The sequence below is a fragment of the Aeromicrobium duanguangcaii genome (assembly GCF_024508295.1).
GTDB lineage: Bacteria > Actinomycetota > Actinomycetes > Propionibacteriales > Nocardioidaceae > Aeromicrobium > Aeromicrobium duanguangcaii.
The window spans coordinates 650,727-665,812 of the sequence record NZ_CP101990.1 but is presented as its reverse complement, the minus strand read 5'-3'; the positions used below and the strand labels follow the sequence as shown (position 1 = coordinate 665,812).

General features: G+C 71.0%; 18 protein-coding genes and 1 tRNA gene. 5 read left to right on the top strand and 14 right to left on the bottom strand.

Features of this window, described 5'->3' with window-relative positions:
* Window positions 1-78: 78 nt before the first annotated feature.
* Complete coding sequence (locus tag NP095_RS03330) at window positions 79-966, bottom strand: pirin family protein (RefSeq protein WP_232417383.1); 888 nt, start codon at window positions 964-966, stop codon at window positions 79-81.
* Window positions 966-1,646 (bottom strand): tyrosine-protein phosphatase, encoded by a 681-nt coding sequence (locus tag NP095_RS03325; RefSeq protein WP_232417384.1) that lies wholly within the window; start codon window positions 1,644-1,646, stop codon window positions 966-968. The genes NP095_RS03330 and NP095_RS03325 overlap by 1 nt, the downstream gene beginning before the upstream one ends.
* 56 nt (window positions 1,647-1,702) lie before the next feature.
* On the opposite strand from NP095_RS03325, the gene NP095_RS03320 reads away from it, so the two are divergent.
* On the top strand, window positions 1,703-2,617 hold the full coding sequence (locus tag NP095_RS03320) for an SGNH/GDSL hydrolase family protein (protein WP_232417385.1): 915 nt from the start codon (window positions 1,703-1,705) through the stop codon (window positions 2,615-2,617).
* A 67-nt stretch (window positions 2,618-2,684) separates the two neighbouring features.
* Here the strand turns inward: NP095_RS03320 and NP095_RS03315 are convergent, their stop codons facing one another.
* The 5 genes from NP095_RS03315 to NP095_RS03295 all read right to left on the bottom strand — a co-directional run bounded on the left by NP095_RS03315 (window position 2,685) and on the right by NP095_RS03295 (window position 6,748).
* The gene (locus NP095_RS03315) at window positions 2,685-3,554 is read right to left on the bottom strand and encodes a Bax inhibitor-1/YccA family protein (RefSeq protein WP_232417386.1); all 870 of its coding nucleotides are present in this window, start codon (window positions 3,552-3,554) and stop codon (window positions 2,685-2,687) included.
* A 94-nt stretch (window positions 3,555-3,648) separates the two neighbouring features.
* Entirely contained in the window at window positions 3,649-4,710 is a 1,062-nt protein-coding gene (locus NP095_RS03310; protein WP_232417387.1) for a hypothetical protein, read from the bottom strand.
* A complete protein-coding gene (locus tag NP095_RS03305) occupies window positions 4,707-5,033 on the bottom strand; it encodes a PadR family transcriptional regulator (RefSeq protein WP_154595681.1) in 327 nt (108 codons plus the stop codon). The genes NP095_RS03310 and NP095_RS03305 overlap by 4 nt, the downstream gene beginning before the upstream one ends.
* A gap of 76 nt (window positions 5,034-5,109) precedes the next feature.
* A complete protein-coding gene (locus NP095_RS03300; protein WP_232417388.1) occupies window positions 5,110-6,207 on the bottom strand; it encodes an NAD(P)/FAD-dependent oxidoreductase in 1,098 nt (365 codons plus the stop codon).
* A gap of 28 nt (window positions 6,208-6,235) precedes the next feature.
* Window positions 6,236-6,748, bottom strand: a complete 513-nt coding sequence (locus NP095_RS03295) for a DinB family protein (protein WP_232417389.1) — start codon at window positions 6,746-6,748, stop codon at window positions 6,236-6,238.
* A 35-nt stretch (window positions 6,749-6,783) separates the two neighbouring features.
* On the opposite strand from NP095_RS03295, the gene trmB reads away from it, so the two are divergent.
* Window positions 6,784-7,527, top strand: a complete 744-nt coding sequence (trmB, locus tag NP095_RS03290) for a tRNA (guanosine(46)-N7)-methyltransferase TrmB (protein WP_232417390.1) — start codon at window positions 6,784-6,786, stop codon at window positions 7,525-7,527.
* Window positions 7,524-7,976, top strand: coding sequence for a hypothetical protein (locus NP095_RS03285; RefSeq protein WP_232417391.1), 453 nt, complete (start codon window positions 7,524-7,526; stop codon window positions 7,974-7,976). The genes trmB and NP095_RS03285 overlap by 4 nt, the downstream gene beginning before the upstream one ends.
* Window positions 7,977-7,986: 10 nt before the next feature.
* On the opposite strand, the gene NP095_RS03280 is transcribed toward NP095_RS03285, so the two are convergent.
* The 6 genes from NP095_RS03280 to eno form a co-directional block, all read right to left on the bottom strand.
* Window positions 7,987-8,059, bottom strand: a tRNA-Leu gene (locus tag NP095_RS03280).
* Window positions 8,060-8,068: 9 nt separating this feature from the next.
* Entirely contained in the window at window positions 8,069-8,983 is a 915-nt protein-coding gene (locus tag NP095_RS03275; protein ID WP_232417392.1) for an NAD(P)-dependent oxidoreductase, read from the bottom strand.
* A complete protein-coding gene (locus NP095_RS03270) occupies window positions 8,980-9,903 on the bottom strand; it encodes a Ppx/GppA phosphatase family protein (protein WP_232417393.1) in 924 nt (307 codons plus the stop codon). The genes NP095_RS03275 and NP095_RS03270 overlap by 4 nt, the downstream gene beginning before the upstream one ends.
* Before the next feature lie 43 nt (window positions 9,904-9,946).
* Window positions 9,947-10,450 (bottom strand): DUF501 domain-containing protein, encoded by a 504-nt coding sequence (locus NP095_RS03265; protein WP_232417394.1) that lies wholly within the window; start codon window positions 10,448-10,450, stop codon window positions 9,947-9,949.
* Window positions 10,447-10,998 (bottom strand): FtsB family cell division protein, encoded by a 552-nt coding sequence (locus NP095_RS03260; protein WP_232417395.1) that lies wholly within the window; start codon window positions 10,996-10,998, stop codon window positions 10,447-10,449. Before NP095_RS03260 ends, NP095_RS03265 begins: the two co-directional genes overlap by 4 nt.
* A 2-nt stretch (window positions 10,999-11,000) precedes the next feature.
* Window positions 11,001-12,275, bottom strand: coding sequence for a phosphopyruvate hydratase (gene eno, locus NP095_RS03255; protein WP_232417396.1), 1,275 nt, complete (start codon window positions 12,273-12,275; stop codon window positions 11,001-11,003).
* 189 nt (window positions 12,276-12,464) lie between these two features.
* Between eno and NP095_RS03250 the strand changes: the two genes are divergently transcribed.
* Window positions 12,465-13,961: a purine-cytosine permease family protein gene (locus NP095_RS03250; protein WP_232417397.1), complete on the top strand. Its 1,497-nt coding sequence runs from the start codon at window positions 12,465-12,467 to the stop codon at window positions 13,959-13,961.
* Window positions 13,958-14,476, top strand: a complete 519-nt coding sequence (locus tag NP095_RS03245) for a cysteine hydrolase family protein (RefSeq protein WP_232417398.1) — start codon at window positions 13,958-13,960, stop codon at window positions 14,474-14,476. Before NP095_RS03250 ends, NP095_RS03245 begins: the two co-directional genes overlap by 4 nt.
* Before the next feature lie 27 nt (window positions 14,477-14,503).
* On the opposite strand, the gene NP095_RS03240 is transcribed toward NP095_RS03245, so the two are convergent.
* Window positions 14,504-15,085 (bottom strand): MazG family protein, encoded by a 582-nt coding sequence (locus tag NP095_RS03240; protein ID WP_232417399.1) that lies wholly within the window; start codon window positions 15,083-15,085, stop codon window positions 14,504-14,506.
* Window position 15,086: the final 1 nt, after the last annotated feature.

Genomic DNA, 15,086 nt, shown 5'->3' with positions numbered 1-15,086 from the left:
TACCGACAGTATCTGGAATCTTTCGCCGGTCAACTGTAACTCGCAGTTTCGTTGACAGTGTCGGTGTCACATTCGAGGTCAGGCCCGGCGAATCCGCGGCGTCAATCGCACCTGGGGCATCGGCGGCGCCGGGATGGTCTGGCCGTCGTGGCCCTCGACGTGGCCGTATCGGGCCTCCTGAGCCTCCCACTCCTCGCGGGCCCGGACGATCTCGTCATGGGAGCGGCCGATGAAGTTCCACCACATGACGATCTCCTCCTCGAACGGCTCTCCGCCGAGGAGCATGACGATCGTGGGCCGGTCGACCTCGAGGACCAGCGCGTCGCGGCCCGGTGCGAGGTACCTCATGGCGCGGTGCAGAACCGGCTCGCCCGCCACGGTCACGTCACCGTCGACGGCCAGCACGCCGTACTCGAAGGCGGGGTCCAGGTCGAACTCGTGGCGGCCCGGCTCCAGCCGCAGCTCGACGCCCACGAGCGGCGTGTGCACCGCGGCACGGGACTCCTGGCCGGCGAAGCGGCCGACGAGGACCACGCCCTCCCAGCCGTCGCCGCTCACCCGCGGGAGGGCGGGATGGTGCTCGAAGTCGGCCGCACCGTGGCGCCGGTGCTCGGGCAGCGCGACCCACAGCTGGATGCCGTGCATCGGACCCGGGTCGCTGAACTCCGAGTGGGACACGCCCGCCCCCGAGGTCATCAGGTTCAGCTCGCGGGGACGCAGCACGACGTCGCTGCCCAGACTGTCGCGATGACGGATCGATCCCTCGATCGGCCACGTGACGGTCTGCAGCCCGGTGTGCGGATGCGGCAGGACCTCCATCGGAGCCTCGGTCGGACCGAAGTGGTCGACGAAGCACCAGGCGCCGATGGTCGGCAGCGGCCGGCTCGGCAGCGTGCGGTGCACCCGCAGTCCGCGCAGCCCGCCGAGCGGGACGTCCCGCGGCTCGAGCGTGCGGTCGGCGATCATCAGCCGATCAGCGTCGACCGGAGGCGGTCGACCGTCTCGGGGCGGCCACCCCACTGCTGGAACCAGCCGAAGGCGCCGCCGGGGTGCTCGTCCCACGTGTCCAGGACGCCCGTGATGGCCTCGACCGGGGTCGCGAGGTACTGGTTGGGCAGCGCGGCGCGGCGCGGGCCGAAGAGGCGGCGGAACCGCGCCTCGATCTGCTCCTCGTGCTGCGCCGTGACGAGGTAGTCGTCGACGATGTCCTCGCGCTTGGCGCCCAGCAGCGCCAGGACCATGGCGATGGACACGCCCGTGCGGTCCTTGCCCGCCGCGCAGTGCACGAGCGTGGTGCCCGGTGCCGTCGCCACGGCACCGACGACGTCGACGAGATGATCGGCAGTGGTGCGCAGCATCAGCTGGTACAGCTCGGCCAGGCTCTCGGGCGGGGCGACGCCGGGTCGCAGCGCGCTCAGCAGCGGGAAGTTCAGCACGGTCGCCCCCGACCCCGACAGCGGGTGCTCGGGCTCGATCTCGGCCGCCGATCGCAGGTCGATGACGACCGACGGCGGCCAGACGATCTCCGGCGGCGCGGCGTCGTCCGCGAGAGGCAGGGCGCTGCGCAGCAGTCGCCCGGGCTGGACGGAGCCGCCCTCGACGGGCATCCCGCCGAGGTCGCGAAGGTTCGGGACGGTCTCGTTCACACCCCCATCCTAGGAACCCCGGCGCCACGGCTGGCGCACCTTCTTACACTGGAGGGGTGACCAGCCCCGGGAGAACGACGGCCAAGGCCGCCGTGCGGACCGCGGGGGTCAGCTTCGGCACCTACGTCGTGCTCATCGCGCAGGCGCTCCTGGCGCGCCGCCGGATCGGCACGACCACGGACCGTCCGCCCTCGGGCAACGGCGTCTACGGGCACGAGCTCGACGGCGATCCCATCCGCTGCCTGCTGCTCGGCGACTCGACGATGGTCGGCTACGGGATGAAGACCGTCGACCACACGCCCTCGGCGCTCGTGGGCATCGGGCTCTCGCACGTCCTGGGTGTCCCGGTCCAGATCCACAACGAGTCGCTCGTCGGCGCCCGGTCCAGCGACCTCCAGAGCCAGATCGATGCGGCGGTGGGCCTGAAGCCGCAGCTGACGATCATCCTGGTCGGCGCCAACGACATCACCCACCAGGTGCCCGCCAAGCGCTCCGCCCGCCGACTCGGCGCCGCGGTCCGGCGACTACGCGCCATGGGCTCGGAGGTGATCGTCGGGTCCGTCCCGGACTTCGGCACGATCAAGCCGCTGCCCGTCCCGCTGCGCACGGTGTGCCGGTACTGGAGCCGCCATCTGGCACGACGCCAGACGGTCGCCGCCGTCGAGGCGGGCGCGCGCGTCGTGTCTCTCTCGGACGTGCTGGAGCCGCTGCTGCTGCTCAAGGGCGACGCCCTGTTCGGCGACGACCGCTTCCACCCGAGCGCCCACGGCTACGCGACGGTGGCCAACTTCCTCGTCGACGCGGCCGTGACCCAGTGGCGCTCCAGCGCCGTCCGCCCGCTCGAGGCGGAGCCCATCGAGCAGATGACGCTCGAGGACGCCGCCGAGTGGGCCGTCGAGCACGGCGGCACCCAGGTCGCGCCCGCACCGCGCGGCCGCCGCTGGGCGGCCGTCCTGCGCTGGCGCCGCTGACCGGCTCAGGTCCCGGACACGCCGAAGGCCCGCCACCGTGAGGTGACGGGCCTTCGTACGGACTGGATCAGTTGTCTCCGCGCAAGATGGCGAGGACACGCAGGATCTCGAGGTACAGCCACACGAGGGTGACGGTCAGGCCGAAGGCCGCGCGCCAGGACTCGCGCTCGGGCAGACCGGCCGCGACGCCGCGCTCGACGAAGTCGAAGTCCATGATCAGGCACAGGACCGCCAGGCCGATCGCGAACAGCGAGACCAGGAGGCCCAGGAGGCCGAAGCTGCGCAGACCGCCCTGGTCGAGAACGCCGAAGATGCTCAGCAGGAAGTTCACGAGCATGACGCCCGCGAACGCGACCAGCGAGATCGTGACGACCTTGCGGAACTTGTCGGTGACGCGGATGTTGAAGAACTTGTACGCCGCCAGGGTCGCACCGGCCGCGACGAACGTGCCGAGCACGGCCTGGAAGACGATGGTCGAGTCGCCGACCCACGTCGAGACGATCTTGGAGAAGGCGCCGACGAAGACGCCCTCGGCTGCGGCGTAGGCCAGGACCAGCGCCGGGCTGATGACCTTCTTGAAGGAGTTGACCATCGCCAGCACGAAGCCGACGATCATGCCGCCCATGGCGAACATCCACGCGGTGTTGACCGCGGACTGGTCGACCGTGCCGAGCTGGTCGTCGAAGACGTTGCCGATGGTGAACCAGGCGATCGCCGCGAACAGCACGACCGTGCCGACCGTGATCGCGGTCTTCTCGACGACGGTGTCCAGGGTCATCCGCCCCGGCGAGGAGGGAGCCTGCAGCCCGGGTCCGGATGCGCCGCGTCCGTCACCGCCGGACAGGTCGATCTTCCACTGCGACGGGTCTGCGTACTGCGTGGTGCCGCGGCCGTTGAACTCCGCGTTCTTCGCAAAGACGGGGTTGCTGCTCCTCATGATCTCCTCCGGAGAATGTGGCCCCGCGCGCCGGTGGTGGCGGGGTCGGTGTGTTCACCTTATACAACGCCGCCACCACCGGGTTTTCTTCCGCTCAGCGGGGCTTCTTCGCGTCCTTGGCGTCCTTGGCTGCCTCGGCGTCCTGCTGCACGGCCGAGAACAGGCCGGGCACCTTGAGGAACGGCGCGGGGCGATCCTGCGGGACGGCGCCCTCGATCGGCTTGGTCGGCTCCTCGAAGGTGGACTCGGCCATCTGCATCGGGAACACGTTCCAAGCCTGCGCACCGGTCTCGAGCACGCTCGGCACCCAGGCGCCCGGCTTCGCGCACTCCTGCGTCTCGGGAATGAGCTGAAGGCACCCGTTGCCACCCGGCACCGAGGTCGTCAGCGGCTTGCCTTCCTGGTCGAACAGCTGCACGCCGGCCAGAGCCCGGCCCCGCGCGTCGTAGGCGAAGATGTTCGTCACCTCGTTGCCGTTGAGGTACACCCCGGTGCCGTCGCCCGACTCCATCTCGTTGTACATCCCGGAGTCGTACGCCGAGTCCGCGTTGTCCCAGGCGTAGCCGAGGTCCGCATGGGTGGGAACTTCGGGCAGCGCGAAGAGCAGGGTGACGACCGCGATGACGTTGCCGACCCCGATGAGGAATCGGGCCCACGTGGGCCACGTGCGCTGGCCGAGGAACACGCTGCCCGCGATCAGCACGAGCAGCAGCGCCCACTGGACGAGGTCCGCCGGGAGCAGATCGCCCTCGAACCCGAAGAACGCCCCGAAGCACTGGAAGGCGGCCCAGGCGCGCGCGATCCACCACGCGGGCCGCAGCGTGGCCAGGAAGTCCAGGGCCGCCGCCGTCGCCGGGTTGGCGCGCAGACTGCGGCGTAGGTCGGCACCGAGGCCGGCGACCTGGGCGCCGATCGAGGCGATGCGTCCGCGCCGGGGCTCCGGCGTCGGAAGGCCGGCCGCTCCCCGCAACTCGGCTGCGTAGGAAACCGGATCGGGCAGCTCGCGGGCCAGGTCCTCGGCGTATGCCTCGGCCAGGTCGGCCTCCAGGCCCTCGGTCAGCTCGTCGACCTCGTCGGCGGGCAGGTCGGCGAGGGCCGCTCGGACCTCGGCGGCGAACGCCGTGATCTGGGCGGGCAGGACGTGGGTGTCGTTCATGCGGCGTTCCCTTCGAGCAGGCGGTTCATCGTGTGGGCGAACTCCGCCCAGGTCTTGCGCTGGGTGGTGAGCATCGCCCGTCCCTGCGGGGTGATGCCGTAGTACTTGCGGTGCGGCCCCTCCTCGCTGGGGACGACGTACGAGGTCAGGGCGCCGGCCGAGTAGAGCCGGCGCAGCGTGCCGTACACCGAGGCGTCCCCGACCTCCTCGAGTCCGGCCGTGCGCAACCGGCGCACGACGTCGTAGCCGTAGCCGTCCTCGCCCTCGACAACGGCCAGCACGGCCACGTCGAGCACTCCCTTGAGCAATTGGGTCGCATCCATGGACCAGACAGTACCACGCAGTCCGCATTAGTGCGGACGAAACAGCACCGCTCGGGGCGTGTCGTGGCCTGCCGGCCTAGCCGCGGCCGAGGCGCGAGGAGGCCAGCAGCGACTCGGGCAGCGCTCCCCCGGTGGCCGCCGTGGCGAGAGCCTCACCCAGGGCAGGCGCCTGCTTGAACAGGTTGTTGCCGGCGACCAGCGAGACTCCGTCGTGCTGCCACACACCGACACCGTCCTCGCCCCACGGCAGTGAGGTGACCCAGCAGTGGATGTGCGCGACCGGCGTCGGATCGAGGCCGGGCAGGGCGCGGCGCACGTACGCGACCGCGCGGTCGGCCAGGGCGTCGAGCACCTCGGGATCGACCGACGAGCCGTCGTCGTTCACCGGGACCTCCTCGGCGATGCCCACGCCGTAGCGGGTCCGGTCGGCGCTGGCGGCGGCATAGACGCGCGGCTCGCCGAAGGCATTGCTCATGTCCTGCAGGGTGGCCAGGGTGGCCGGCGGCTCACCGGCGACCCTGAACGTCACGCGGACCTGCGCAGAGTTGTGCACCGGCAGCGAGAGACCGAGGCCGTGGGCGATGGCTGCTGTGCCTCGGCCGGCGGCGACGACCACGTGGTCGTGCTCGGTGCGCCCGGTGCCCGTGCGGACCTCGACCGTGCCGCTGGCGGTCGGCCGGACCGTGAGGACGTGGTCCTGGACGATCGCGTCGCCGAGTCGAGCCGAGATCCGCTCGACGGCGCCCGCGGCGTTGATCGAGCCACCGCCTGCGTCCAGGAGCGCCGGACCGTCGTAGTGCGCCAGCAACGGAAGACGCTCGGCCAACTCGGCCGCGTCGATGCGCCGGGCGTCGAGACCATCGACCTCCGCGAGTCCGCTCAGCTTCTGGTCGACATCAGGGCCCAGCGCCACGGCTCCCCCGGTCGAGACGAGCTCGAGACCGAGCTCATCGCCCCACTCGCGGTACAGGCGACGCGACCGCGTCGTGAACGCGGTCAGCCGCGGATCGAGGTGGGCGTGGCGGAAGATGCGCGAGTCGCCCGCCGACTGGGCGCCACCGGGGCGGCCGACCTCGTAGACCGTGACCGCGGCTCCCGCCTTCTGCAACGAGTAGGCCGTGGCCAACCCGACGATTCCTGCTCCGACCACCGCGACGTTCGCACCCACTGCCATGGGCCCACTCTAGGCGTCGCCGACCGGCTCAGGCGTCGACGTCCACCATGTGGTGCACGAGGTCGTGCAGGCCGTAGCGCGTGAGCGAGTCGGCGGTGAAGGCCGAGCCGTTGGAGCGCAACCCCGGACGCTCCCAGTCCTGCACTGCCGCGACCTCGGCGGCGAAGGCCTCGGCGGCGGGACCCAGCTCGACGGCGACGTCCGACGGGCGCTGCTGCGCGTACCCGGTCTGGACCGCCGTCGCGTCCTGGTCCCAGTTCGCGAACTCGGGCGCGTCCTGCTCACGGATGAGCCGTAGTCGTTCCGTGAACAGCAGGAACACGTCCCGCACGTGGCACGCGTACTCCAGCACCGACCACGTCGACGGGTCGGGACGCGCGGCGGCATCGGGCCGAGCCAGCGCCGCGCGCCACCGCGGCACCATCTCGAGCGCCTGCTGCCCGGCGCGTGTCACGTCGACATCGGAGGCGTCGAAGCCGCACTCCGGGCAGGATTCGGCCAGGACCCAGGTCCAGTCCTTCGAGTCGGGGATGATCGTCATGACCGACACGATGACAGGCTCGATAGATTCGAACCATGCCCCAGACCGCCGAAGACCGTCGAGATCGTGCCGAGGAGCCGTCCCGGCGCGAGATCGTCTCCTTCACCCGCCGCGGCGGCCGCCTCACGGAGCGGCTGCAGGGCGCGTGGGACGATCTCGCCGAGCGCTTCGTCGTCGACATCCCCCGCGGCCGCACCAGCACCTCGGTCGCCGAGGGATTCACCCTCGACCCGGCGACGCTGTTCGGACGCGAGGCCCCGCTGGTCCTGGAGATCGGCAGCGGCCGCGGCGAGTCGCTCGTGCACGCGGCCCGCGAGAACCCGGACACCGACTTCCTCGGCCTCGAGGTCTACGTGCCCGGCGTCGCCCAGACGCTGCTGTCGATGCGGCACCACGGCGTCGAGAACATCCGGCTCATCATCGTGGACGCGGTGCCCGCGCTGAGCCGCATGCTGCCGGCGGAGTGCCTCGACGAGCTGCGGATCTGGTTCCCCGATCCGTGGCACAAGACCCGGCACCACAAGCGCCGCCTGGTCTCGGACGAGTTCGTCCCGGTGGCCCGCCGGGCACTCAAGCCCGGGGGCGTCTGGCGCATGGCCACCGACTGGCAGGACTATGCCGACCAGATGCTCGACGTCGTCAATCGCGCGGAGGGTTTCACGACCTCGGGCGACTGGGCCGAGCGCTTCCCGGACCGGCCGGTCACGCGATTCGAGGCCAAGGGACTGGCGGTCGGTCGCACCATTCGGGACGTGAAGGCCATTAAGATGTCGGCATGACCCACGACCTCACCACGGCAGAGCTGCTGGGCATCACCCCGGGTTCGCTGGTGTGGATCGTGGGCGACTCGGTCGAGGAGACCGCCCTGCTCGACCCGCTCCCCGAGGGCGTCGAGACGTACGAGGACGAGGTCGTCGAGCAGCCGGACGACCGCTGGTTCGACGACACGTGGACGGGGGCCGAGAACCAGCTCGAGCCCACCGAGCCGGTCAAGCCCTCGGGCATCGACACCGCGGTGATCGCGGTGTCGAACAGCCAGGAGTTCCACATGCGGCTCGACGACGTCCTGCCTCGACTGGGCTCCGTCGGAAGCGTCTGGGTCCTCTTCCCGACGGGCTCGCTGCCGCTGCCGATCCTGCGCACCGGCGTCAACGAGTACGGCTGGGGCACCGCCGAGCCCACGTTCCTCGACGACACGTGGTCCGCGGTCCGGCTGTGGCAGTCCTGACCATCTGAGGTGCTCCCGGCGGGATTCGAACCCGCACTGGGACGGGTTTAAGCCGTCTGCCTCTGCCGTTGGGCTACGGGAGCGAGCACAGCCTACGAGCCGGCGCGGTGGTCGACGACGACGTGGGCCGGTTTCTCGCCCGCGGCGAGCCGCTCGATCTGGCCCCGCACCACGGCGTGGATCCGCGGTGCCATCGCCGAGGTCATGCCGCCCACGTGCGGCGTGATGATGACGCCCGGCGCCGACCACAGCGGGTGGTCCGGCGGAAGCGGCTCGGGATCGAAGACGTCGGCGGCGTACCGCAGCCGTCCCGCCTCGGCGAGCACCGCCTCGGTGTCGGCCGTGCGTCCTCGGGCCACGTTCACGACGATGGCGCCGTCGGGCAGCCGCGCCAAGAAGTCGGCGTCGATCATCCGCTCGGTCGCCGGGGTCAACGGCACGGCGACCACGACCGCGTCGACGGTCGGCAGCAGCTCGTCGAGCTCGTCGGTGCCGTGGACGTGGCCGGACTCATCGTCACGAGCACGCGAGCCGACCCGCACGAGCTCGCAGCCGAAGCCGTCGAGGCGGGTGGCGACGCGCGCCCCGATGCCGCCGACCCCGAGCAGCATGACCCGGCGGTCGAGCAGGCTCGAGGACCACTTCTTGCGCCAGAGGCCCTGGGTCTGGCGGGAGGCGAACACGTCGAGGTTGCGGGCGGCGGCGAGCAGCAGGGTGACCGCGAGCTCGGCGGTCGAGTCCTCGTGCACCCCAACGGCGTTCGCATACCGGCCACCGGCGGGGAGGAGATCGGCGACCCCGTCGTACCCGAGGGCCTGACCCTGGACCAACCCGATGCGCGAGGCGTCGATCGCGGCGAGGTCGGTGGGAGCCAGCGTGTACGGCCACACGACGAGGTCGAGCCGGCCCTCGGGTTGCTCGGAGGCCCCGTCCCAGACCACCACGTCGACGTCGAGGTCGGAAAGCGCGGCGAGCCAGGACTCGTCCGGCACGGAGATGCGCATCATGCTCCTTCCCGGGCCGCGGCCCATGCGATGCCGTCGAGAATGTCCTGCTCGCTGACCACGATCTCGTCGGTGGCACGGGGCAGGTGCTCGAGCACACGGTCCAGGATCAACGCTCCCCCGGCGATCACGTCGGCGCGACCCGGGTGCATGTACGGCAGGGCGCGACGGTCGACGACGGGCATCTGCATGAGCGAGCTGCACGCGGCGCGCAGGTCGTCGACGTGGATGCGGGCCAGGTGGATGAGCTCCCGGTCGTAGGACGGCAGCCCCAGGGCGTGGGCGGCGATCGTGGTGATCGTCCCCGCGACCCCGACGATCTCCTCGGTCGGCGGCAGGTCGGCCAGCTTCGGGGCGATCACCGCGTCCAGGTGCGCCATGCAGGCGGTGACCTCGGCGACGGACGGCGGGTCGGTCTGCAGGAAGCGCTCGGTCATCCGCACCGAGCCCAGGTCGAAGGAGTGCGCGAAGGTCGGGGCGCCGACGCCCTGCACGACCTCGGTGGACCCGCCGCCGAGGTCGATCACGGTGGTGAGGACGTCCGCGACGTCGCCCGTCGCCCCCTCGAAGGAGGCGCGCGCCTCCTCGTCACCGGTCAGGATCCGAGGCCGGACGCCGAGGACCGCCTCGACGGCGTCGGAGAACTCCTGCGCGTTGTCGGCGTCGCGGACGGCGGACGTCGCGGCGAAGGACACCACGTCGACGCCCATCGCCTCGATCGCCAGCGCGTACTCGCGGCAGGCGGCGATCGTGCGCTCGACGGCCTCGGGAGCCAGCGACCCGCTCTGGTCGACGCCCTGGCCGAGCCGGACGACGCGCATCTCGCGGGTCAGGTCGGTCTTCTCCGTGCCGTCGATCTGGGCGATCAGCAGTCGGATGGAGTTCGTCCCGCAGTCGATCGCAGCCACCGTCGTCCGAGCCATGCGTTCAGGCTATCGGGGGCGACTCCCCCGGCGACCGGCCCCGTCAGGCGGGGTCGGCCGGGGCGGCCGGGGCGCAGCTGGAGTGCCCCCAGTAGTCACCCAGCAGGCGGACGGCCTCGTCGCCGAGCGGGTTCACGCCCGGGCCCTTGGCCAGTGAGTGGGCGACGAGCACGTGGAGGCACTTCACCCGGTCGGGCATGCCACCGGCGCTGATCCCGTCGATCTCGTCGACGTGACCGATCGCCTCGCGCTCGACGAGGTAGGACTCGTGTGCGGCCCGGTAGGCGGCCGCCAGCTCGGGCTCGTGCTTGAGCCGCTCGGTCATCTCGGCCATCAGACCGGACGCCTCGAGGGTGCCGATCGCGCCGGTCAGCCGGGGACACGTCAGGTAGTACAGCGTCGGGAACGGCGTGCCGTCGGGCAGCCGCGGCTCGGTCTTGACGCCGTTCGGGTGACCCGAGGGGCAGCGCGAGGAGACCTCGATCATGCCTCGCGGGGGTCGTCCGAGCTGCTCGGTGATGGCCTCGATGTCGGCCGGGTCGATCATTCGTCGGGCTCCAGTGAAGGGTCGGTGGGTGTCTCGGGCGCTGCGTCCTGCGGCTGGCCGGCGGCCTCGACCGAGCCCCACAACCGCTCGACCCACGGCCGACGCGGTGCCGCCTCGGGGGCGTCGAGGGTCGAGGACTGGCCCTTCAGCTCGCCGTCGACGCCGATGACGCGGTAGCCGACCTCGCCGGGCATGACCCAGCCGAACCGCTCACGCGCCTGCTGGCGGATGTAGGCCGGGTCGTTCCAGCGCTTCTGCTGGTCCTTCAGGTCGTCGATCTCGGCCTCGGTGCGCCGGTTCTGCGACTCCAGCGCCACGATCTCGGAGCGCTGCTGCCACCAGGCGTGGACCGAGGCCGTGTAGGAGGCGATCAGCATGACCGCGACTCCCAGCAGGATCAGCGCCCGCGCCGTGAAGCGCGTGCCGGAGCCCGAGGGGCCGGCGGCCACCGGGGCGACCGAGGGACGCGAGGTCGTCCGCGGGGTCGACCGGCCGTCGCGCCGACCCGTGGGTCGACGCGACGACGGTGACGATCCGCGTCCAGCCATGCTCAGGCGAACCGGGGGAAGGCCCGCGCGCCGGCGTACGTGGCGGCCGAGCCGAGCAGCTCCTCGATGCGCAGGAGCTGGTTGTACTTGGCGACACGGTCGGAGCGAGCGGGCGCACCCGTCTTGATCTGGCCGCAGTTCGTCGCGACGGCCAGGTCGGCGATCGTGACGTCCTCGGTCTCGCCCGAGCGGTGGCTCATCATGTTGTGGAACCCCGCGCGGTGGGCCATGTCGACGGCGTCCAGGGTCTCGGACAGCGAGCCGATCTGGTTGACCTTCACCAGCATGGCGTTGCCGGCCTTCTCGGCGATGCCGCGGCTGAGGCGCTCGACGTTCGTGACGAACAGGTCGTCGCCCACCAGCTGCACCTTGTCGCCGAGGGCGGCGGTCATGGCGCTCCAGCCGGCCCAGTCCTCCTCGTCCAGCGGGTCCTCGATGGACACGATCGGGTAGGAGGCGACCAGCTCGGTGTAGTAGGTGATCATCTCGTCAGACGTCCGGGCGACACCCTCGAAGGTGTAGCCCTTGTCGTCGTGGAACTCGCTGGACGCGACGTCCATCGCCAGCGCGATGTCGGAGCCGACCTTGAGGCCGGCCTTCTCGATCGCGGTCGCGATGAGGTCGAGCGCGGCACGGTTGCTCTCGAGGTTGGGCGCGAAGCCGCCCTCGTCGCCCAGACCGGTCGACAGACCCTTCTCCTTCAGGACGGACTTGAGGGCGTGGTAGACCTCAGCGCCCCAGCGCAGCGACTCGGCGAAGGACTCGGCGCCGATCGGGGCGATCATGAACTCCTGGACGTCGACGTTGGAGTCGGCGTGCGCGCCACCGTTGAGGATGTTCATCATCGGGACGGGCAGGACGTGCGCGTTGGGGCCACCGACGTAGCGGAACAGCGGCAGGCCGGCGGACTCGGCGGCGGCGTGGGCGACCGCGAGCGAGATGCCGAGGATCGCGTTGGCGCCGTACTGGCCCTTGTTGGGCGTGCCGTCGAGGTCGATCATCATCTCGTCGATGGCGCGCTGGTCGTCGGCCTCGAGCCCGACGAGCGACTCCGCCAGCGGGCCGTTGACGGCCTCGACGGCCTTGAGCACGCCCTTGCCGAGGTAGCGGTCGCCACCGTCGCGCAGCTCGACGGCCTCGAACTGGCCGGTCGAGGCGCCGGAGGGAACCGCGGCGCGGCCGAAGGAGCCGTCGTCGAGGACGACCTCGACCTCGACCGTCGGGTTGCCACGGGAGTCCAGGATTTCGCGTGCGGCGACGTCGTCGATGATGGCCATGACAGGCTCCTCGGTCTGGGAACGGGGTGTGAGGTCGATCAACCTCAGCCTAGCGCCGTCAGCGCCCGAGACGTGGTGGGCCCGCGGGCGCCGGACGGGCCGTCGTCACCGCGGCGGGCACGCGCCGGGTCCGTCACCGACCACCTCGTACGTGGGAAGGTGGGACGACACTTCATCAGGAGGACGGACATGACGGTTCAGAACGACGGTTCCAGCGGCCTGGAGGCCGTGCGCCGCGCGGGCATCGAGACCACCGGAATCGAGATCATCGACGAGTCCGAGCGCACCGCGAAGCCCTCCGACCTGTTCTGGCCGTGGTTCGCCGCGAACGTGTCGGTCTTCGGCATCTCCTACGGCAGCTACCTGCTGTGGGCGGGCATCTCCTGGTGGCAGGCCTCCCTCGTGGCCGTCGTCGGCATCACCGTCTCCTTCGTCGCGTGCGGACTGATCGCGATCGCCGGCAAGCGCGGCTCGGCGCCGACGATGATCCTGTCGCGCGCCCCGTTCGGCGTCGTCGGCCAGAAGCTGCCGGGCGTCTTCAGCTGGATCATCTCGATCGGCTGGGAGACGTTCCTGGCGATCATGGCCACCCTGGCGACCGCCACCGTCTTCCGCGAGCTCGGCTGGAGCAGCGGCACGACCACCAAGATCCTGGCGATGACCGTGATCGCCGCGCTCATCGTCGCCGCCTCGGTGGCGGGCTATCACATCATCATCCGGTTCCAGTCGATCCTGACGTGGCTCACCGGCCTGGCGACGATCGTCTACATCGCACTGACGCTCGACCAGATCGACATCGACGCCCTGACCGCCGTGCCGAACGGCTCGATGCAGGCCGTCGTGGGCGCCTTCGTGATGGTGATGACCGCGTTCGGCTTCGGCTGGATCAACATCGCCGCCGACTGGTCGCGCTACCAGCGTCGCGGGACCTCGGGTGGGCGCATCGTCCTGTGGAACACCCTCGGCGGCGCGCTGGCGCCGGTCGTGCTCGTCCTCTACGGCATCATGCTCGCGGGCTCGCGGCCCGACCTGCAGGACGGCATCGCGAACGACCCGATCGGCACCCTCGCGACGATCCTGCCGACCTGGTTCCTCGTGCCGTTCCTGATCGCCTCGGTCCTGGCGCTGGTCAGCGGAGCGGTGCTCGGCATCTACTCCTCGGGGCTCACCCTGCTGAGCCTCGGCGTCAAGATCCCGCGCCCGGCCGCCGCGTTCGTCGACGGCGTCATCCTGACGCTCGGCACGATCTACGTCGTCTTCATCGCCGAGACGTTCCTGGCGCCCTTCCAGAGCTTCCTCATCACGCTCGGTGTCCCCATCGCGGCGTGGGCGGGCATCATGATCGCCGACATCGCCCTGCGCCGGCGCGACTACGACGAGGCCGCGCTCTTCGATCCGAACGGCCGGTACGGCGCCGTCAACTGGCCCGCCATCGCCACGCTCATCGGGGCCTCGGTCGTGGGCTGGGGGCTGGTCGTGAACGCCTTCCCCGCGGACGTCACCTGGAACAACTGGCAGGGCTACCTGCTGGAGCCGTTGAACCTCGCTGAATGGAACGCCACCAAGCTCGAGTGGATCGGTGCGTGGGCCTTCGCCAACCTCGGCGTGCTGTTCGCCTTCGCGATCGGCTTCGTGGTCACGCTGATCGCCCAGCGCGGGCGGGTCCGTCGCCAGGAGTCGGTGTGAGCGAGCCCTGGCTCGTCGTCGTCGACCCGCAGCGCGTGTTCGCCGCGGCGGACTCGCCGTGGGGGTCGCCGATGTTCGGTGCCATCGTCGATCCGATCCGCGAGCTCGCCGCCGCCCATCGCACGATCGTGACGCGCTGGGTGCCCTCCCCCGCCGCCGAGCGCACGGGCTCCTGGCGCGCCTACTTCGAGGCGTGGCCGTTCGCGGACCGCCCGGCGACGGACCCGCTCTTCGACCTCGTGCCCGAGGTGGCCGACCTGGCCGTCGGCGGAACGGTCGACGCGACGACCTTCGGCAAGTGGCCTGCCCTCGAGGCGGTCACCGGTCCGGCGCCCGAGCTGATCCTGACGGGAGTCGCGACCGACTGCTGCGTCATCTCGACGGCACTCGCCGCCGCCGACGCCGGCGCCACCGTGCGCGTCGTCGCGCAGGCATGCGGCGGCTCGACCCCCGAGAACCACGCCAAGGCACTCGACGTCATGGCGCTCTACGGGCCGCAGATCACCGTCGTCTGACGCAGACACGGCGTCGCGGACGGGCGCTCAGGAACTCGGCGCGTCGTCGGCGTGACGACGGATGGCCGCGCGGAGTTCCACCTCGGGATCGACTCCCGCGGAACGCGCCTCGGCGACGAGACGTAACAACCGAGCGCCGAGATCGTCACCCTCGACGGGCGCGTCGACCCGGCCCAGCACCTTGTCCGCCGCCATCAGCGCCGGCAGGTCGGCGGGGATGCCCTCGAGCGGGTGGGTGCGCTGCTTGCGCTCGGCCTTGAGCCGCTGCCAGATGGCGTCGACCTCGGCCGCCGACGAGACGGTGACGTCCCCGAAGACGTGAGGGCTGCGGTGGATCAGCTTGTCGGCGATCCCCCGCACGACGTCGTCGGTCGTCCAGCCCTCGTCGTCGGACTCGGCGATGGCGGCGTGGATCACGACCTGCATCAACAGGTCGCCCAGCTCCTCACGCAGATGGTCCGAGTCACGCAGGTCGATCGCCTCGGCCGTCTCGTAGGCCTCCTCGATCACGTAGCGACGCAAGGACTCGTGGGTCTGCTCGCGGGTCCACGGGCACTCGGCCCGCAACCGCCGCATGACCTCGACGAGGCGATCGAACTCCTGGCTCACG